This window comes from Asaia sp. BMEF1, from assembly GCF_051628905.1.
GTDB lineage: Bacteria > Pseudomonadota > Alphaproteobacteria > Acetobacterales > Acetobacteraceae > Asaia.
The window spans coordinates 250,555-270,283 of the sequence record NZ_CP157575.1; the positions used below are offsets into that span (position 1 = coordinate 250,555).

Below are 19,729 nucleotides of genomic sequence, written 5' to 3' on the forward strand. Positions count from 1 at the left end.
CCTGCGTTTGCCGCTTGCTCTCTCCCTATGTGTACATGATATGATGACGCATAGGGAGGATCACATGAGCGAACAGCTTTCTGGTAGCCAGAGCGCGCCACTGAAAATCGGGGTGCGGGAGTTCCGTGGCAACCTGACCACCTATCTCCGTCAGGCGCGGCAAGGCAGTACGATCCTGGTCACCTCCCATGATGAGATCGTGGCTGAACTGCACCCGCCATCCCCCACCTATCGTCCCCGTCGCCAGCCGGGTTCGCTGCGTGGGCGGATCAAGCTGAGTGATGATTTCGCTCAGACGCCGCAGGACATGCTCGACAGCATGGACGGGGCCCTGTGAGGGTTCTGCTTGATACACATGCGTTGCTATGGTGGTTGTCAGATTCTGAGAAACTGGGACTTGAGGCACGAGAGATCATTGCGGATCCGGCCCATGACATTCTGGTTAGTTGCGTCTCGCTCTGGGAGATCGCGATCAAAATCCGGATCGGGAAACTGGATGCAGATCTCAACGAGATCACGGATTCCATTCCAGCAGAAGGTTTCACGCTTCTGCAGATTACACCCGAGCACCTGAAAGTCCTGATGGGGCTGCCCATGCATCACCGTGACCCCTTTGATCACCTGCTTATGGCACAGGCGCTGAGTGAACAGGCGTCATTTCTGTCCGGTGATAGCCAGATGGCGCATTACTCAATCGAGAGGATGAACTGTTCATAGTTGTTCGGTTATATTCTTTATAAATTGCGTGTGTTGTCCAGAAAATGGTGGTTTCTGGACGAGGCAAAAAACTGTCCCCGCCGCTATCCGAACGCTAATTGTCGAGTGAACCTCCTTATTAAGTTTTCAACGTTCCGGTTGCGTCAGTGAAACAACGGATGGGCTAGGCGAACATTTGGTTTGCAGGTGAGGCGTGAAAGTGGCTGATGCATACGCTGCGTTGGCTAGCAACCATTTCGGGTCAGTCCGCAGCCGACACTTGACGTTCGGCTTAAGCGAACGAGATAATTGCGCTGCTTTCGGCGTTGGTAAGCAACGAAGAGACAACGAATACTTGAAGGTTCCGACGATTTTCCTGTCGGTTAAGTGCGAGCCGGCGGCGGTCGAGAACTTCTCGCGCCCAGCGAAGACCTGGAGTGTTTGACTTTCAACGTCCGCTTGTCGTCGTCGCGAGCCGTTTTTGTGCGGCGAGGGGAGATGCTATGGGCATTCAGTCCCAAGCATGGCATCAATCATGGCATTGTTAATTTCAATTTCTTATTTAATTACTAAATATATATTCCTTATGACGATCAACAATCTGGCGGAATTGTTGTTTCGATTACTTTGCGATCTGGAATGTCCGGTTTATCGAGCGCCTATCCGAAACCGGACATTTTGTTTACCCCCCCAATTCTGGACAAAGAGTTTTTGGCGGGGTTTTCCTAGGCTCAGGATCTATTGATTTGATTGCGGAGATCTGATTCAGGCTCTGCGAGGAGACTGAAGGTGAGCGATCTGTTTTGGCTGACGGACGAACAAATGGAGCGTCTGCGGCCGTTCTTTCCCAAGAGCCACGGCAAACCTCGCGTTGATGACCGTCGCGTGTTGAGCGGGATCATTTTTGTGAACCGTAATGGTCTGCGCTGGCGTGATGCACCCCGGGAGTACGGTCCGCACAAGACGCTCTACAACCGTTGGAAGCGCTGGGGAGACATAGGCATTTTCATGCGGATGATGGATGGCTTATCTGCTGCAAGTGCCGAGCCTCAGACCATTATGATTGATGCGACGTATCTCAAGGCGCACCGCACGGCTTCGAGCCTGCGGCTAAAAAAAGGGATCCAGGCCGCCTGATCGGTCGCACCAAAGGTGGTATGAATACCAAACTGCATGCGATCACAGATCAGAACGGACGACCGCTGAGCTCCTTCATGACGGCGGGACAGGTCAGCGATTATAAAGGTGCCGCTGCTCTGCTGGACAGTCTTCCTATGGCACAGTGGAAGCTGGCGGACCGAGGTTACGACGCTGACTGGTTCAGAGACGCCCTGGAAGAGAAAGGTATAAAGCCCTGCATTCCAGGACGGAAATCTCGCGGAAAGCCGGTCAAATACGATAAGAGAAAATACAAGCGTCGCAACCGCATCGAGATTATGTTCGGAAGGCTCAAGGACTGGCGGCGCGTCGCAACACGCTATGACAGATGCCCGACCGTCTTCTTCTCAGCCATCTGCCTCGCCGCAACCGTCATCTTCCGGCTATGAGTCCGGAGCCTAGTCGTCTTCGTCGGCAGCCTCCGTCAAAGCTGGCTCTCCATAAATTAAGCAATCAGCAACACGGGAGCCCTGGAAACTATCTTTCTGCCAAAGTGGCGATAGGGACGAAACGCCTCCTCGATCAACTCACCCCACATCGTCCCTGCCCGGCAACTTGCCTTACGTCGAGGCAGGAAGTGAACGGTTTTTCGCTTCAGATGTCTTATTACAGGCGATAAGAAACTATGTGCCAGTCTTTGCTACAGTGGGGATGGGCCCATTTAAATAACACTCCTCTTTGTGCAAGTGTCCTAGCAGATAAGGTCCACCACCGAGGATCTCGATCGAAAGCATCGCGAAGGAAGCCGGGTTTCGTGTTGGCAGAACAAGCGTTGCATCACCATCGGCCCATCCCATATCTAGAGCCTCAATCTGATGCCAACCGGCGCTCTGGTCATCCTTCAAGTGAGTACGGACCTCGCACGCTTTGTCCGCTTCAAACAAGGTAATCTTGCCGGCCAAGACACCAAGGTATCGACGGTCATCCACGAAAGGACCTATGGCGTCACAGGGCCGCGTTGCGTTGGATCGCAGCCTCAGGGCTTGGATATCGGGGGGTAGAGAGAAGACAACGCGGCCTGGCAAAATGCGTAGAGGCAATAACATTGCCTGGTCTTCGGTAACCAATCTAATGTGCTGATCTGGCGTCGTAAGGGGCGCTTTGTCATGAGAGAAGGGTATTGCTGCGGTGGAACGCGCCTTGCACGCCATAAAAACTGGCTCGACAAACGCACGGTCCACGCAAAGGGAGGCGCCGTTATCGGCGTTGCCTCACTTGCAGCCGTGAAGGCGATACGATTGCCCGTGTCGAGATAGCTTTCAGTTTCAGCGCCGTTCGCATAGATGACGGCGTGCTCTGCAGTCTCAAGATGATAGTATCGATAGTCCGTTAGCGTCCGATCATAAACTATTTTTCTACCATTTACCAACATACGTACGGGCACGAACTTTCCGGCAACGATGATGCAGTGCTCCGAGGTAATCAGAAGATCCTGATAAGCTTTACCACTCCCAAGAGCATGTTTTTTTATTCTTACAGGATAGACAGATTCATCATCCGGCCGACCTGTATTTATTATTTTTCGCCTATTACCTGCCCAGATAATCTTTCGAACTGCCAGCTTGCCGTTGGCATTTACACCGACGCTATCGCCGCTCTTGAGAGTTTCGACCCGTCTGTCACCGTCAGGCGTCCGGATCATACTCCCTGCGAGGAAACACACGCTCACCAGAGCCTCGATTGACAACGTCGTGCCCGTTTTACTGATGGTGAGTGGGCCGCGACCGGAAGACGAATATTTTCCGGCGGTAAAATTCGTGCCCGCGACAGATATTGAAGCAATAGTGTTACCGCTCCTATCGGTTACCTTGATCGTCTGGGACTTACCTGACGTCGCAATCTGGTAAGCCGTCGGTGTGGAGAACAAGTTGGTAAACTGAATGATGTCCCTGCCAAGTTGCGATCGCAGCATTTGATCATTTAAAAGCACGGTGCCCGTTCTGAGCTTTCAGTTTATCCGATCGGTCGGAAAGTTATTTCTATCGATCATTGCGAGGGCTTCAAGCAACGACCTTGCGAGTACTTTAGCCGCGTCCCGGGTCAGACGGAGATGTACAGTCGCTGAGACGGATATGCTTTCGCCGACCGGCCGCTCTGCGGCGAGAGTTGTGGTGACCACATCGCCAATGGTTCCATAGACAGGCACCTTGTCGGCGAATATCATTGGGGCATTGTCGACATTCGTCATCACAACGCGCTTGTTTTCGCCTGCGCCACTCGAAGATCCGACATCGGCTGCGCGCTCTGTACGGATTGTCCTGTCGTCTCGGCTGATCTTGCTCATCCTTGTCTCCTCGATCGCAAAAATAGGACCGAGCGAACCCGGTCTCCATCAGGTTTGAATTATGAAATGGTGATACTGGACGTCTTGAGGTCTCCCACGCCGAGAAAGGTTACCCTCATATTATTATCGAGTTGTAGCGTCGTATTGCCGCCCGAGACTGTTGCCGTATTCAACAGGTTCTTGACGGCCTGATCGGCGTCGGCGGGCTTGTAGTTGTACATGAAGAACATGTTTCCCGCGGCGCTACCAAAGTCAGTGATGGTGATGTCTCCGCCATTATGTCCGGCAAGGACGCCGAAACTGTTGGCCGCGCCGCTTCCGCCGGTGACGGTCGCATAACTGTTTCCATTCGCGTCTTCGAACCGGGTTCCAAACACAAAGTGATCAGAGCCTGACCCGCCGACCAGCGTGTTGTTTCCTGCCCCTGTCCAGGCGTCCAGCGTCCCTCTGGATGAAGACGCATCGATGTACTGATTTCCGATGGTATTGGGTTGATTGGCGGTAAACAGCGCACGTCCGTCTGTGTCGACAGTCGCGTGCAGGTCGTTCGCACCCCAGATGGTTCCCAGACCCGCACTGATGGATGTGTTGCCGGTGCCGGAGATGAATTGCAGCGAACCTGAGACACTGATGGCCTGAGCTGAACCATGATAGACTTGGAGATTACCAGCAGCAGAAATCGTGTCTCCGACTGTACCGACGATCGTTCCCGTCTCGCCAGTGAACGTCACAGTCGATCCCGTACCGCCAAAAACCGAGCTATTGGTTCCAACCGATATCTCACTTCCTGTCAGCGCCGTATCGACGACCAGGGCATTGGACTTGAGAGTGACACTCGAATTTCCGCCGATCAGGGTGACCGTATCGGACGCATTTTCGACACCTGTGATTGTGTCCTGACCTTCGGAGGCCACGAAATTCGTCCCTGTGCCAAGCGCAATGAGATTACGGCCCTCCCCGGCACGGATGTTGTTGACGCCACTGGCCGCATTGATGGTGTCGTTGCCCGCACCGGTCGCGATGGTCCAGTTTCCGTCATGGCTGGCACCGTCGAAAAGGTTATTGCCGACTGTCGATACGAAAGTCCCGTTGTAGTTTCCGGCGTAAAAAGTCGTGCTTGCGGTATTGCCTGCCAGCACGGAGAGACTGCTCGTCGTTATGCCGGTTCCGTTGACTGTAACAGGCTGGCCGAAGGGGCTGACGGCGCCGCTCGCGCTGTTTTCCGAGCCGATCAGGAGATTGGTATAGTCGCCGTTCATGGCGAAAGAGCCACCAATGGTCACGACACCTTGCGCCGTACCCGTGGTGAGGTTCGATACCGTGTTCGAATTCCTGCCGAGATCAACCGACCCGTACGAGCCGGTGCTCGCGGCATCTGAGATCTGCTTCGCATAAGCAGATGCCAGACTTTCCATCCGGGCACCGTCGATAGTGACCTGGACCGTCAGACCCGATGAACCAACTACAGTGACAATGCCCATGTGGCAGCCTCCAGCATAAAACGCTCAGAGCAGGAAGCATGTCAAAACTCCTGCCCAACATTATTGGCAGGGAGTATGCGTCATCATATCATCCTATCATTATACCAATTGCTGTCTTATCCATACCGGATGGGTATGGATCTAAGACGACTCCGATCGTTCGTTACTGTGGCACAGCTCGGGAGTCTGACCCGCGCTGCCAGGCATTTGCACATCGAGCAACCGCCCCTGAGCAGGCAGATTGCCTCTCTTGAAAAGGAAATCGGGTTCGATCTTTTCACTCGAGCGCGCACCGGGATGAATCTTACCGAGTTTGGTTCGGTATTGAGCCGACAGGCGAGCCGGATTATCGCAGAATTTGATGAGATGGAAAATATAATTGAAAAATCGAAGAGAGAACATAAGTATAGGTTAAACATAGGAATTTCGGACGGCTTACATAGCCTGGATCAGTTTATAAAATCTGTCATGGCGATAAGATCTCTGGAATCTCGTGTTATTGTCGACTTGAAGCATGACTGCAATGAGAATGTCATTGCGATGCTCAAATCTGGAAGTATCGATATCGCGGTCATTTGGGGAGAGGTTGAAGATGATAGTCTTATAAACAAAATCATCTTCACAGGAAGATTATTTGCAGTAACACCTGAATCTGGTTTGATAAGAAAAAAAATCTACAGAAGTGTCTATGATATAGATGGCGAGTATTTATTGATACCATCAAAGTCCCGAAATAAATATTTTAATGATATGATGGTGAATCTATTTCCGCCTGAGAGCACAAGAAATATCAACACCAATTACGACATTGACCTGCTGTCTCTGGCCCCAATGGTTGCTGCCGGGGCAGGATGCGGCCTCGTTCCAAATCTGCTCACGTCTACCAACATACGTGGTGTCTCCTATGTCGAAGTCCGCGGTGATGAAGCGGTATGTGTGGCTTCTCTGGTGACACGGCGTGAAATTCCGTCACCTCTAGTGCGTAACTTTCTGTCAAGTTTCAGCCAGAAAAATGCCGGGGTGTGAACGCTGCGTGAGGATTCCCACCATCGGTGCGTGAGAGCCGCTACGACGTAATGTCATCGGATTCACAATCTATACTCCAAGCCCAGCATGAGGAGCAAGGAGCGTCTGTGCCAAGCGCGCAGCCTGAATAGGATCGGAGGATTTTATCGCGTTATAGAGATCATGGTGGAGTGACTGAGGCATTTCTTCGCCACCATGCTCAACAGCTGCTGAATGAACAAACTCACCCACGGTACCTCGTAAATATGTGCAAAGCTGGGTCAATACACTATTGTGACTAGCTTCCGCGATCGCTGTGTAGAAACGCGCATCGCGATCGAGGAAGACGTTGACACTGGCCTGCTCGTGGGATTCACATCGCGCATCAACCTCGGCCTTGATTTGCTTCAAATCACTGGGGGTACGACGTAGCGCCGCGAGACGCGCGGCTTCAATCTCGAGCATAATCAGTAATTCGAAATGATCTTGCGGGTTAGAATGGTTGACTATTCTTGGCATCAGGTCTGAGCCTTCGAGCGCGCGGACATAAGTGCCGCTTCCCTGGCGCACCTCAAGTATCCCTGCATGAGACAGAATACGGATCGCCTCCCGAACTGTGTTACGCCCAACTTGTAAGAGCAATGCGAGTTCCGCCTCGATTGGTATGCGACTGCCAACTGGCCATACCCCGGAGGAAATCTGCTCACTTAGTGCCTTGAGAGCAGAGTCAACCAGCGATTGACGGCGAGCTGGAGATAGGTGCGCGCCGTTCGCAAGATGGGGGAATCGATACATAGATTTCATTCTATTACAGGGAGCTTACAATTAAAATAAGTTATAACATGATGAAGGGCGTATAAGAATATGATTTGTAGTCTAAATTCGTTATAACGGTGTTAAATACGGCTCTGTTGCAAAGTCTTGGATAGGCAAGGGGGCCCCAATGAATGTGGGATTTCAGTAGGTGTGGATGTTGAGCTGTCTCCCGATAGGATGAATTTCACCCGATGATGCCTTAATTCCTGCGGCCGGGGCGTGACCTGCCCTTCTTCAAGGCACGCATGACTTCGAAACCCCTGATCGTCGCATAGGCCATTCTCAACTTTGTGAGACCACGTCCGCGCTTGGGCAGCTGCTTCAGTTAGTCCTCTTTCTTGAGCTGCGCGGTCGCGATGCCGTACGTCGGGGCCTTGTCCGCATTGATCGTATCGCCATCTTTATCGATCGCCCGATACAGATCGCCGACGTTTACCTTTACCTTGGTATAAGTCTCATCCACCCGCCAATTGCGTTTGGAGCCCAGTCGTATTCCGAACTAGCGCAGGCGCACAGTACTGGATCCAGCGGAAGATCGTGGAGTGATCCACGCTGACGTCGCGCTAGGCCAGTATAGTTTCCAGGTCCCGATAGCTGATCCCGTATCGGCAATACCGGTGATTTTACGTTAACTGTAGCGTTTTATCTCTAACCCGCGGAGGAGATATTCAGACGCTGAGAGGGGTCGCGTTGCTCCCTTGAGCGAAGGCCCTGACACGATGGATGTGCCGGGAAAGGGCGGTGGTGATGGAGACGGATGGGACGAAAAGAATACGGATAGCGGAGAAGACGGAGACGAAGCGCTGACATCCGCCGGGTGAGCGGAATTTTCGCATGATGCGTTCGCACTTTCGCAACGGCAGATCACTGTTCTCTGCCCGATTGTTCAGACCCTTATGCGAGAGATGCCGGATCGATAGGCCGAGTTTGGGTATGGCTGCTCCGTAGGATTGCAGCTCGTCGGTAATCATGCGACCGGGGCGCAACCCGTGCCGTTTCAGAAGTCGGGTCAGGAGACGTCATGCTGCTTTGGTATTCCGTCGTGTCTGCAGGATCTCGTCGAGAACATACCCGTCCTGCTCCACCGCCCGCCACAGCCATTGGGGCTGGCCACGGATCACGATCCACACCTCGTCCAGATGCCAGATATCGCCAGGCAGCGCCTTTTTACGGCGCAGGGAGCGGGTATAGGTCGCGCCGAACTTCAGGCTCCAGCGGTCGATCGTCCCATACGAGACAATAATCCCGCGATCGAGCAGCATTTTTTCGACAAGACGAAAGCTCAGCGGAAAGCGAAAATACAGCCACGCCGCATGAGCGATCAAATCACTCGGAAGACGATACCGTTTGTAAATCACAGATAACGCTCTCATCGCAAGCATCTACCGTGTGTACCAGCCGTCCTTCCTTGGGCCGGCTTGTAAAATGTGCCTTTGTCCGCAGACGGTGCAAAAATTTTACCCTCGACTGAGTTAGACTAAGCCTTCATAGTGTCATATTGAAATATTTTGCTGAAATCGCTCTTCAAGGAAAGAGTTGCATCGTATATGAATATTATTTGCGATATAAAAACAAAAACATATCAAAAGTATATACAGATTACTATTCATTTTTGGGAAGATACAATGATAATTATGGATAGCAACTGATGGTGTGGAAGAATAGCATGGTATTTTACGAAAAAATTTAATGATAGAGAAGCGGCTACTTCCCTATCATTCCGCACAGTGATTTAACCCGCGCGCCGCAGGTTATCATTGGGGTCATGTCCTGCTCGCAGATAAGGACCACAGGATACTATTTGGATGGAAAGAATACACGGCTCGCTCGTTAAGGCGTCACACGTATTTAATGGTAAATCTGCATCGCCCTTTGTCCAGCGATAGACTGGGGATTCGAGCCCGTGCCAACCTGGCAGATTAGTCGTAGAGAGATGCGCTGTCAGTTGTACCGTTCGTAGCTTTTCAAAGAGCGAGACTTGCCCGATAAGAACGCCGAGATCACGGCGATCGTCCACAAAAGGACCGATTGTTTCACTTGGCCTGCTGGTGCGAGAGACAACGCGTACCGTCGCAATGCCGGCAGGGATCAGAAAAATGACGCGCTCGTTAGTTCGACGCAGTGGTCGGAGAACCTGTCCGAGGTTTGCGACCAGATAGATATCCGGATTGTCGGTCAATTCGGACTGTCTTGCAGCGATTCCTGCACGTTCCGAGATGCGCGTATGGATTGGCTCTACAAACGCGCGGGAAGTCTCAAGATGAAGAGGGTTCGAACCGATAGCTCCTAATCCGCCGAAGAGCGCGGTTACGGTGTGATTGTCAAACTGACTGCGGTTGCCTGTGTCACGATAGCTTTCGGTCAGCGTATTTTCAGCCCATACTCCCTCGTGGCTATCGAGTTCTATGTGGTAGTAAGTGTAGCTGTTGATGGTACGGTCAACTAATACCGAAGTGCCATTGACCAGCATACGCGCTGGAACAAGCTTGTTGTCGAAAATCAAGCAGTGTTCCTGTGTTACCAAAAGATCACGGGAAGGAACATCATCAGCCAAGGCACCTTTGCGGATACGGACCAGCCAGCTCTCCTCAGGGACCAGCTGGCGTGTAACGGTGATGGATTTGTGACCCAGCCATTTGACGGGCATAGGGCCTATAGGTGTCATAACCATCGTGCCCGGTACTAAAGTCTCCACATTCGCTTCGCCGGAAGGTGTTGTGATCGCGGTTCCTTCTGCAAAACATGTCGCGTAAATTAACCCGCCGTTGCTATCAGAGGACAACGCATAACCATAGCTGTCTGCCCCCGGAACCTTCAGAGAATAGGTACCGGTAGTGGTATGAAATGTGATGCCGGTGGAAGTCGTAGTGACGCTAGTGACGCTTCGAGCCGGGATTGACGCAAGATTAATGGTGTCTGCAGGCGACCAGCCAGAGATGGTGTTAGTGGGCATCGCCATGCCGTCGATAACCAGGTGTGCACCATCGCCAGATAGCAAGACGCTACCAGCTCCAGCAGTGCCGTTTAGAACCAGAGTTCCGCCAGACGAAACAGTCTGGGAACCTACAATCAGACCACCGGACGAAACAATGGTTGTGCCACCTGGAGAAATGAGAGTTCCGCTAACACTGGCACCACTCCTAATGACTAGAGTATTTCCAGAGGTTACCGCGTAAGCTGGATCATTTGCGTTATTCCAAGACGCCCCACTATCGACGATAATGGTGCCTCCCGCAACTGACCCAAATCTGTTATTGACTGGTTTCGACCCACCAGCAAGTTCGAGGGTTCCCCCATTTACCAAATTTGCTGACCCAGTAGCTCCGGAGCCAAGATACAGACGAGTATTGCTCCCCACGCTTACGGCTTTTACAAGAGCTCCCGTCGTGGCATTCACGACCGCGCCAGAACCAGTAAGCGTGCCGTTTACGATCGTTGACCCGGAGGAAACGTTGATTGTTCCCTCAAGAAGAGTGCCTGGATTGGCTGTGATAGAAGCTCCCGTTGCAACATTGCCTCCGTTGACGACCGCCCCGCTGGCAGCGCTGAGAACTCCACCGCTGAAAGCATTTAGTGCGCTAACGGTCGCCCCGGTCGCGGCGCTAACGGTGCCCCCCCCTGCGATAAACGGATTGTCACCCGTTGCTCCACTGGAGAGATAGCGGATGCCACCGTTCTGAATTACACCTTGATATGAGGACCCACCACTTGAGATGTAATCCTTACCGCCGCTACTAACTACGCCATTTCGAACGATGCCGCCTGACAGGACGAACCTTTGGCCGCCGTTGTGCTGGTCTTGCGTAACTCCTCCGCTATAGACCGTCTCGACATCGCCATAAACCAATGTATTCGAGACGGTCTGGCCTGAGGAAACATTGTAAGTCGCCATTTCTTTGTATCCTTTCAGTTTTTACCGACGTAAGTGGATGTATTTGAGTAAAGGTATATTCGTTCATGTGGAAATTCGAAAAAGAAGAAATATTTTCAAGCACAAACAGTAAACAAGATGAATTTAATCTAGTTTATCAGCCGCTTATATTATGGTAAAACAAATAACCGAAAATAGATATATGTAGCGATTCACAGATTGTGAATTGTTATAAATAGATACCTAGTGTGCTGATCATAATCATCACTATTTTTTCAAACCAAAGGCGGCAAGAAAGTTTTTTAGTGGTACAATATCATCTATTTTTCTATATATGATACTAACTTCGCAATTAATATCATCTCCATTTATTGGAATATACATTACATTATCGAACGGTAACGTAATTATTTCGGAAGGTACAATCGTACAGCCTAATCCTAGAGAGACTAGAGTGATTGCGGAGAATATATCGCGGGCTGCCATGGTCACGTCTGAGGCTACAGCCTTCCCGTCAAACTGCTCATGTATAGACTTGAACATGTGTGCTTCCTCGCCGCCACCATAGAAAATAATGTTTTCACGCATTAGTGTATTTATGTCGGTATAAAGACAATTTCTTCTAAATAAATCATCATTAACGGCCGCATATATCCTTGTTCTTGAATATTTTATACAGGACAGCTCCATATTCCTAACCTGACCCCAAATAACTGCGCAGTCGATATCCCCTCTCAGAACTCTGGTCACTATTGTATCCTGCGATCCGCCAAATAACGTATATTTGCAGGTTGGATTGTTTCTCAAAAATAGGTTGATATTAGATATAACTTTTTTGTTTGCGGACATCCCATCCGATAGGCCAATATTTATATAAGAAGACCGTGATGTTGACAGTCTCTTTGTGTATGCAGAAAACTCCTCATGATTTCGAAGTACATCTACGGATTTCGCATATATGTCGCGCCCGGTAGTTGTTAAAGTCACGCCTGTATGTGAACGTGAAAACAATGTTAAGCCCAGTCTCTTTTCGAGGTGTGATATGTTCCGACTCAACGGGGGCTGTTCCATATGCAACGCTGAGGCTGCCTTAGTAATACTCCCGTATTCTGCCACCTTCACGAACATACGAATCTGACGAAGATCCATATCCATAAAACTTATCCTACCCTTATATGCATGTTGTTGATTTTACTTAATCAATTGTCATTGATTATTTTTCACTAATATCACGGCCCACCATTATAAGGATTAATTAAGTAGAGAAGATGATCCTTTATTTCTATCGATCATTGCGAGGGCTTCAAGCAACGACCTTGCGAGTACTTTAGCCGCGTCCCGGGTCAGACGGAGATGTACAGTCGCTGAGACGGATATGCTTTCGCCGACCGGCCGCTCTGCGGCGAGAGTTGTGGTGACCACATCGCCAATGGTTCCATAGACAGGCACCTTGTCGGCGAATATCATTGGGGCATTGTCGACATTCGTCATCACAACGCGCTTGTTTTCGCCTGCGCCACTCGAAGATCCGACATCGGCTGCGCGCTCTGTACGGATTGTCCTGTCGTCTCGGCTGATCTTGCTCATCCTTGTCTCCTCGATCGCAAAAATAGGACCGAGCGAACCCGGTCTCCATCAGGTTTGAATTATGAAATGGTGATACTGGACGTCTTGAGGTCTCCCACGCCGAGAAAGGTTACCCTCATATTATTATCGAGTTGTAGCGTCGTATTGCCGCCCGAGACTGTTGCCGTATTCAACAGGTTCTTGACGGCCTGATCGGCGTCGGCGGGCTTGTAGTTGTACATGAAGAACATGTTTCCCGCGGCGCTACCAAAGTCAGTGATGGTGATGTCTCCGCCATTATGTCCGGCAAGGACGCCGAAACTGTTGGCCGCGCCGCTTCCGCCGGTGACGGTCGCATAACTGTTTCCATTCGCGTCTTCGAACCGGGTTCCAAACACAAAGTGATCAGAGCCTGACCCGCCGACCAGCGTGTTGTTTCCTGCCCCTGTCCAGGCGTCCAGCGTCCCTCTGGATGAAGACGCATCGATGTACTGATTTCCGATGGTATTGGGTTGATTGGCGGTAAACAGCGCACGTCCGTCTGTGTCGACAGTCGCGTGCAGGTCGTTCGCACCCCAGATGGTTCCCAGACCCGCACTGATGGATGTGTTGCCGGTGCCGGAGATGAATTGCAGCGAACCTGAGACACTGATGGCCTGAGCTGAACCATGATAGACTTGGAGATTACCAGCAGCAGAAATCGTGTCTCCGACTGTACCGACGATCGTTCCCGTCTCGCCAGTGAACGTCACAGTCGATCCCGTACCGCCAAAAACCGAGCTATTGGTTCCAACCGATATCTCACTTCCTGTCAGCGCCGTATCGACGACCAGGGCATTGGACTTGAGAGTGACACTCGAATTTCCGCCGATCAGGGTGACCGTATCGGACGCATTTTCGACACCTGTGATTGTGTCCTGACCTTCGGAGGCCACGAAATTCGTCCCTGTGCCAAGCGCAATGAGATTACGGCCCTCCCCGGCACGGATGTTGTTGACGCCACTGGCCGCATTGATGGTGTCGTTGCCCGCACCGGTCGCGATGGTCCAGTTTCCGTCATGGCTGGCACCGTCGAAAAGGTTATTGCCGACTGTCGATACGAAAGTCCCGTTGTAGTTTCCGGCGTAAAAAGTCGTGCTTGCGGTATTGCCTGCCAGCACGGAGAGACTGCTCGTCGTTATGCCGGTTCCGTTGACTGTAACAGGCTGGCCGAAGGGGCTGACGGCGCCGCTCGCGCTGTTTTCCGAGCCGATCAGGAGATTGGTATAGTCGCCGTTCATGGCGAAAGAGCCACCAATGGTCACGACACCTTGCGCCGTACCCGTGGTGAGGTTCGATACCGTGTTCGAATTCCTGCCGAGATCAACCGACCCGTACGAGCCGGTGCTCGCGGCATCTGAGATCTGCTTCGCATAAGCAGATGCCAGACTTTCCATCCGGGCACCGTCGATAGTGACCTGGACCGTCAGACCCGATGAACCAACTACAGTGACAATGCCCATGTGGCAGCCTCCAGCATAAAACGCTCAGAGCAGGAAGCATGTCAAAACTCCTGCCCAACATTATTGGCAGGGAGTATGCGTCATCATATCATCCTATCATCATACCAATTGCTGTCTTATCCATACCGGATGGGTATGGATCTAAGGGCCTGCTTGGAAAGTCGTTGAAGTGTGATTCAAGCTCTGGATGTGGACACCAGAGCAGAGGGCCCGAATGGCCGGGATCACCCGAAAGACGAAACGGTATCCGTCCGACATGACGGACGAAGAATGGGAGCGGATTGCGCCGCTGATGCCCGAACCGGGGCGCATGGGTCGGCCGCGGGAGGTTGAGTTCCGCGAGGTGATCAACACCGTGCGCTATCTGGTCCGCTCGGGCTGCGGCTGGCGGATGCTGCCGATCCATTTTGGGCACTGGCGCACGGTCTATGGCTGGTTTCGGGAACTGGCCCGGCGGTTTCTGTTTCAGACTATTCATGACGTCCAACTGATGCTCGATCGAGAGCGGTCAGGTCGCGAGACGAGTCCGACCGCCGGGGCGATCGACAGCCAGAGCATCAAGGCACCGCATGCGCAAACAAGAGGTTATGACGCCGGCAAGAAGGTCGTCGGGCGCAAGCGGCATTATTGCCGTGGATACGGACGGGCGCCTGCTGATGGTCAATCTGACCCCGGACGACATCTCCGACAGCGCTGGCGCGCAGATGATCCTGGATGCGATCCGCAAGCGCTGGCCTTGGGTGAAGCACCTGTTCGCCGACGGGGCTTACGACCGGCTCCAGTTGATGGACAAGGCGGCTTATCTTGACTTCGTCGTCGAAGTCATCCGACTCCGGGACGGAGCGAAGGGCTTCGAGATTCTGCCTCGTCGATGGGTCGTGGAGCGGACCTTTGGCTGGATGACCCGCTGGCGACGCCTCGTGCGCGACTACGAGCGTCGCATCGACGTCTCACAGGCCATGATTTTCGTCGCCATGGGCGCCAATCTCACCCGTCGAAACGCTCACCCGTGACTTTACAAACAGGCTCTGAGTGCTTCGGATTTTCATCGCACGACGTATTGCTTCTGTTCACCTAACCCTTCGATACCAAGTTCAACAACATCTCCAAGTCTAAGATAAACCGGCTTGGGTTTCATCCCCATACCTACTCCAGGTGGGGTACCGGAGGCGATGATATCGCCCGGGAGCAAAGTCATATAGCGACTGACATAGGCCACTATTTGCGCCACAGAGAAAATCATTGCGCGGGTATTCCCTGTTTGCATCCGACGCCCGTTTACGTCCAGCCAGATATCCAGATCCTGAGGTCTAGGTACGTCCTCTTTCGTGACCAGCCATGGGCCGAGTGGCCCGAATGTGTCGCAGCCCTTTCCTTTGTCCCATTGGCTGGATTGCATTTGGAAAGCACGCTCGGAAACGTCATTGGCGATGCAGTAGCCGGCGACATAGCACAGTGCCTCGTCCTCCGTCACATTTCGCGCGCGCGTACCGACTATGATGGCGAGTTCGGCTTCCCAGTCGAGTTTTGTGGCGCCTTCGGGCATTATGATCGGATCATTGGGTCCAGACAACGCAGTAATCGCCTTGAGAAATATGATTGGTTCTGCAGGAAAAGGAAGACCCGCCTCTTCCGCATGATCGCGATAATTAAGTCCAATGCAGATATATTTTCCGACTCCTGAGAGTGGAACACCCAGGCGGGGATTAGACTCAACCAACGGTAAGCTTGACGGACTGATGGCAGCCAATTCGGCTAGCCGCCCAGGGGCTAATACGGACGGCGAGACGTCCTTGATAACGCTGGTCAAGCTTCGCAATAGGCCAGCTTGATCGACTAAGCCCGGTAATTCCTTTCCCGGCTCTCCGTAACGGCATAATTTCATATCTGAATCCTCGCCCTTCTGGGGTAATCACAAATGATCGAGACGGACGCTTCGAATGTGTAAGCGATCCTCGTCGTGTATCCCGCAATTGCTTTAGCGTACCCTAGGTCCGCTTCGTGCCCATGTATCTTCGCCCGACCCATTATACCGGACGCGTAGGTGTACTGATTCGTATAGGTCGGGATAGCGGCCTGTCTGTCCGCGGGTAGAGAGGGGCAAGACAGGGGGGCCTTATCGTGAGGGACAGTGAGTCACCTCGTTGTCCCGCCTTTAATTCCTCTGGATCATCACCCAAAAAGCCGCTAGCGCGCAGAACGGTGTGTTGCCAGGAGCGACTTTCGACGTGACGCGAGCCGACATCAGACATGCCGCCTTCGTCTTCGGACATCAGCCTAAGCGACAACAGCACATCTGTGCTACCTTTGGCTGCCCACATCGCCAAGATTATGTCTGCACCAGCGCTAAGCACCTGGCAGTTGCCGGGCCTCAGACAGGCGCTGTCCACACCATTTGTCGTCCTTATAACCGTATCATCGAGTACGAAAGTTCCAATGTCGACAGCAGTTTCGCGTCCCGGCCTAAAGGCCGCGTCGGTCCTCAGTTTGATCGGTTCAGTCACACCTATTCGCCCCCAGTGCCTGAGTGCATGGTCGCTACAGTTCCCAAACGAAAAATGACCGCCAACTGTGATATCTTGCTTGACCATTTGAGCTAGTTCGCAAGGGTGTCGTACCGTGATCATCCCTCCCGCCTTTTATCGCCGGCTGATTTTAGAACCGCCTGCTGCGTCGTAGCGACAGGATACTGTGTCTCCCAGCCTCCACCGAGTGCGCGGTAGAGACGTGCCACAGAAACCGAAACCGTCGTTGTCGATTGCACAAGCTGACTCTGGCTTGTCAAAAGCGCGTTCTGTAGCGTCAGCACATTCAGAAAGTCTGACGCCCCATGCACATATTGCAACTGGGCGAGACGCACGGCCATTTCGTTCTGGGCCACGGTCTCCCTCAGGCGGTCACGCTGCTGCTGGGCGGCCGAGAAGTCAGCCATGGCATCGTCGATTTCCTGCCATGCCTTGAGGATGGTGCGCTGGAGGGTTATCGCCGCTTCCCTCTGCTGCGCACGGCGCAGGCGCAACTGCCCCGTCAGGCGGCCGCCTTCGAACAGCGGCAGCGTCATGGTCGGGCCGAAACCATATTGCCGCGATGCCCAGGAGCCGAGCCCGCTGAACTGCAGCGCCTGCACGTCCAGACTGCCGGAGAGGGTGATGCGCGGAAAGAAATCCGCCACAGCTACGCCGATGCTGGCGGTGGCAACATGCAACTGTTCCTCAGCCATGCGAATATCGGGCCGACGCTCCGCCAGTCGTGACGGCAGGCCGACGGGCACCGTATCGGGTACCGGCGGGATCGGGGCCAGCGTGCCGAGCTGCGCTTGGAGTGCACCCGGCTCGCGCGCGACGAGGAAGCTCAGCGCGTTGATCAGATGCACTTCCTGGCTGCGCAGGATCGGCAAGCGCGACTGGAATTCGCTGAACTGACCACGCGAATCAGCTACGTCGAGCTGCGTAGACGCGCCTTGCGTGAAGCGCATCGTCGTCAAATCGACACTATGGCGTGCTGTATCGATATTGCGCTCGACGATTGCGATCTGCGCCTGCACACCACGCAGATCGAGATAATCCTGCGCGGTCTCAGCCATTAGCGAGACCAACACGTCGCGCTGCATGTCCTGCGTCGCCTTGACCGCCGCGGTGGCCGCCTCGACCTGGCGGCGGACATGACCCCAGAGATCGACTTCCCAGGACGCGCTCATGCCGTATTGGGGTAAGTTGAAGGAAGGATTGCCGACTGTGCCCGGCACGGCCACGGGACCGAAGCCCTGCGCGCCACTGGCAACATCACCCGCGCCCGCGCGCTCCAGCGTGCCGAGCAGGCCAAGAATACCGTTGGTGCTGGCGCGCTCGCGGGCGTAGGAGGCGTTCCCCTCCACATGCGGGAACTGTGCCGCACTTGCGATCCGCCGCTCTGCGACGCTCTCCGCAAGGCGATAGGAGCTTGCCCGGAGATCCAGATTGGCGTACGCGACCTGCTGTTCCAGAGCGGTCAGCACCGGATCGCGATAGATCGTCCACCATTGCGGATCGGCGGGACTTTCCTCGGGTCGGCTTTCAGCATCGGTCATGCTGCGATGCCAGTGCGGCCCGCTTGCGATATCGGGCTTGTTATAGTCGGGCCCGACCGTGCAGGCGCCGAGTAGGAGCATGCTCGCCAGGGAGAGCGTGCGTTGGCTGAGGCGTATAGTCATGATCCTTTCCTCACCGCCACAAATAACGGGGATCGTTCGCCCTTACGCCCTCGGGATGCGATGCCGTGTCGATCCGGACTTCGACCGACATCCCGACCCTGACCCGCGCCGCCAGAGCCTGGCCGGGATCGAGGACGATGCGCACCGGGAGGCGCTGAACCACCTTGGTGAAGTTGCCGGTGGCGTTGTCGGGCTGGATAGGCGCGAAGGCAACGCCGGTCGCCGGCGGGATGCTGTCGACATGGGCATGGAGAGGCTGACCTGGGAATGTATCGACCCAGACCGTCGCTTTCTGCCCCGGCACGACATGCGTGAGCTGCGTCTCCTGGAAATGGGCGACCACAAAGGCGTCCTGGACCGGGGTAACGGCTAACAGTGCGCTGCCGGGATTGACGTAATTGCCCACGCGCACGCCGCGCGCGCCGACCACCCCGTCCACTGGGGCTGGGATGGTACAATAAGATAGGTCCAGCGCCGCCCGCTGCTGCTCGCCCTCGGCGCGGGTCAAATTCCCTTTGGCACGCTCGATCTGGGCTGCGAGCACGTCCTTTTCCTGTATTGCGGCCAGTACGGCGGCCTCGTCTCGTGCTTTGGCGGCTATGGCCTGGCGGGTCTGTGCGGCCGTGTGCTGGCGCTGTTCGGTCGAGCCGGCGCCGCCTGCGGCCAGCATGCGGTAGCGCGCCTCGTCCTGCTGCGCGAAAGTAAGTGCGGCGTCGTCGGACCGTACTGCCGCGCGCGCAGAGGAGATCAGCGCGTCCTGCCGCGAAAATTCGGCCTGCAGGTTGACAATGTCCGCCCGCGCGGCGGCAACGTTACCCTGCGCTACCTTGAGTGCCGCACGATAGTCGTCATCCTCGATATGGGACAGCACCTCCCCCTTGCGGACACGTTCGTTGTCCTGCGCCATTACGGCATCGATACGCCCGCCGACCTTTGGGGCGACCACCGATGAATAGGCTGACACGTAAGCGTCGTTGGTCTCAACGTTGACGCCGTCTCCGAGCACGAGCCGATCGCCGCCCCAGGCTGCCGCTCCCAACATCACGACGCCAGCCGCCAGCAGCATGACCTTCTTTGTTGCGTTCATGAATACTCCCTCTGGCGGCCGCAACGGCCGCATTGTCTGTCATGGATGTGCGGAACCGTCAGGTCAGCTTCAGG

The 19,729-nt window shown here is 53.9% G+C and carries 15 protein-coding genes and 3 pseudogenes; 5 read left to right on the forward strand and 13 right to left on the reverse strand.

Features of this window, described 5'->3' with window-relative positions:
- The first annotated feature begins 40 nt into the window (after nucleotides 1-40).
- The 3 genes from ABHV46_RS01055 to ABHV46_RS01065 all read left to right on the forward strand — a co-directional run bounded on the left by ABHV46_RS01055 (nucleotide 41) and on the right by ABHV46_RS01065 (nucleotide 2,243).
- Complete coding sequence (locus tag ABHV46_RS01055; protein ID WP_438382344.1) at nucleotides 41-337, forward strand: type II toxin-antitoxin system Phd/YefM family antitoxin; 297 nt, start codon at nucleotides 41-43, stop codon at nucleotides 335-337.
- A complete protein-coding gene (locus tag ABHV46_RS01060) occupies nucleotides 334-717 on the forward strand; it encodes a type II toxin-antitoxin system VapC family toxin (protein WP_438382345.1) in 384 nt (127 codons plus the stop codon). Before ABHV46_RS01055 ends, ABHV46_RS01060 begins: the two co-directional genes overlap by 4 nt.
- Before the next feature lie 768 nt (nucleotides 718-1,485).
- Nucleotides 1,486-2,243, forward strand: a protein-coding gene (locus ABHV46_RS01065; protein WP_438382346.1) for an IS5 family transposase whose coding sequence is annotated in 2 segments (ribosomal slippage) — nucleotides 1,486-1,819 and nucleotides 1,819-2,243 — 759 coding nt in all. Because the reading frame shifts where the segments join, the coding sequence is not laid out codon by codon here.
- A 587-nt stretch (nucleotides 2,244-2,830) separates the two neighbouring features.
- Here ABHV46_RS01065 and ABHV46_RS01070 read toward each other — a convergent pair.
- Genes ABHV46_RS01070 through ABHV46_RS01080 form a run of 3 tightly spaced genes read right to left on the reverse strand, consistent with a single transcriptional unit; the run spans nucleotide 2,831 to nucleotide 5,619 of the window.
- Nucleotides 2,831-3,784, reverse strand: coding sequence for a Hint domain-containing protein (locus ABHV46_RS01070; protein ID WP_438382347.1), 954 nt, complete (start codon nucleotides 3,782-3,784; stop codon nucleotides 2,831-2,833).
- An 18-nt stretch (nucleotides 3,785-3,802) separates the two neighbouring features.
- On the reverse strand, nucleotides 3,803-4,138 hold the full coding sequence (locus tag ABHV46_RS01075; protein ID WP_438382348.1) for a hypothetical protein: 336 nt from the start codon (nucleotides 4,136-4,138) through the stop codon (nucleotides 3,803-3,805).
- A gap of 59 nt (nucleotides 4,139-4,197) precedes the next feature.
- The gene (locus tag ABHV46_RS01080) at nucleotides 4,198-5,619 is read right to left on the reverse strand and encodes a beta strand repeat-containing protein (protein ID WP_438382349.1); all 1,422 of its coding nucleotides are present in this window, start codon (nucleotides 5,617-5,619) and stop codon (nucleotides 4,198-4,200) included.
- On the opposite strand from ABHV46_RS01080, the gene ABHV46_RS01085 reads away from it, so the two are divergent.
- Nucleotides 5,620-6,645 (forward strand): LysR family transcriptional regulator, encoded by a 1,026-nt coding sequence (locus ABHV46_RS01085; protein WP_438382350.1) that lies wholly within the window; start codon nucleotides 5,620-5,622, stop codon nucleotides 6,643-6,645.
- A gap of 69 nt (nucleotides 6,646-6,714) precedes the next feature.
- Here the strand turns inward: ABHV46_RS01085 and ABHV46_RS01090 are convergent, their stop codons facing one another.
- From ABHV46_RS01090 to ABHV46_RS01120, 7 genes and pseudogenes are all read right to left on the reverse strand, one after another.
- Nucleotides 6,715-7,419, reverse strand: coding sequence for a FadR/GntR family transcriptional regulator (locus ABHV46_RS01090; protein ID WP_438382351.1), 705 nt, complete (start codon nucleotides 7,417-7,419; stop codon nucleotides 6,715-6,717).
- Between the two features lie 220 nt (nucleotides 7,420-7,639).
- Nucleotides 7,640-8,054: pseudogene (locus ABHV46_RS01095) on the reverse strand (IS6 family transposase); the annotation flags it as partial.
- A 54-nt stretch (nucleotides 8,055-8,108) separates the two neighbouring features.
- Nucleotides 8,109-8,822, reverse strand: a pseudogene (locus ABHV46_RS01100) (IS6 family transposase).
- Between the two features lie 350 nt (nucleotides 8,823-9,172).
- A complete protein-coding gene (locus tag ABHV46_RS01105) occupies nucleotides 9,173-11,332 on the reverse strand; it encodes a Hint domain-containing protein (RefSeq protein WP_438382352.1) in 2,160 nt (719 codons plus the stop codon).
- 246 nt (nucleotides 11,333-11,578) lie between these two features.
- On the reverse strand, nucleotides 11,579-12,466 hold the full coding sequence (locus tag ABHV46_RS01110; protein WP_438382353.1) for a LysR family transcriptional regulator: 888 nt from the start codon (nucleotides 12,464-12,466) through the stop codon (nucleotides 11,579-11,581).
- A 96-nt stretch (nucleotides 12,467-12,562) separates the two neighbouring features.
- Nucleotides 12,563-12,898 carry a hypothetical protein gene (locus ABHV46_RS01115; protein ID WP_438382354.1) on the reverse strand — a complete coding sequence of 112 codons (336 nt, stop codon included), beginning with the start codon at nucleotides 12,896-12,898 and terminating at the stop codon, nucleotides 12,563-12,565.
- A gap of 59 nt (nucleotides 12,899-12,957) precedes the next feature.
- Nucleotides 12,958-14,379, reverse strand: coding sequence for a beta strand repeat-containing protein (locus tag ABHV46_RS01120; RefSeq protein ID WP_438382349.1), 1,422 nt, complete (start codon nucleotides 14,377-14,379; stop codon nucleotides 12,958-12,960).
- A gap of 187 nt (nucleotides 14,380-14,566) precedes the next feature.
- On the opposite strand from ABHV46_RS01120, the pseudogene ABHV46_RS01125 reads away from it, so the two are divergent.
- Nucleotides 14,567-15,392 (forward strand): annotated as a pseudogene (locus tag ABHV46_RS01125) (IS5 family transposase).
- A gap of 32 nt (nucleotides 15,393-15,424) precedes the next feature.
- On the opposite strand, the gene ABHV46_RS01130 reads toward ABHV46_RS01125, so the two are convergent.
- From ABHV46_RS01130 to ABHV46_RS01140, 3 genes are all read right to left on the reverse strand, one after another.
- Entirely contained in the window at nucleotides 15,425-16,264 is an 840-nt protein-coding gene (locus ABHV46_RS01130) for a fumarylacetoacetate hydrolase family protein (protein WP_438382355.1), read from the reverse strand.
- A 738-nt stretch (nucleotides 16,265-17,002) separates the two neighbouring features.
- Nucleotides 17,003-18,568, reverse strand: coding sequence for an efflux transporter outer membrane subunit (locus ABHV46_RS01135; protein ID WP_438382356.1), 1,566 nt, complete (start codon nucleotides 18,566-18,568; stop codon nucleotides 17,003-17,005).
- 10 nt (nucleotides 18,569-18,578) lie between these two features.
- Entirely contained in the window at nucleotides 18,579-19,655 is a 1,077-nt protein-coding gene (locus ABHV46_RS01140; protein ID WP_438382357.1) for an HlyD family secretion protein, read from the reverse strand.
- Between the last annotated feature and the right edge of the window lie 74 nt (nucleotides 19,656-19,729).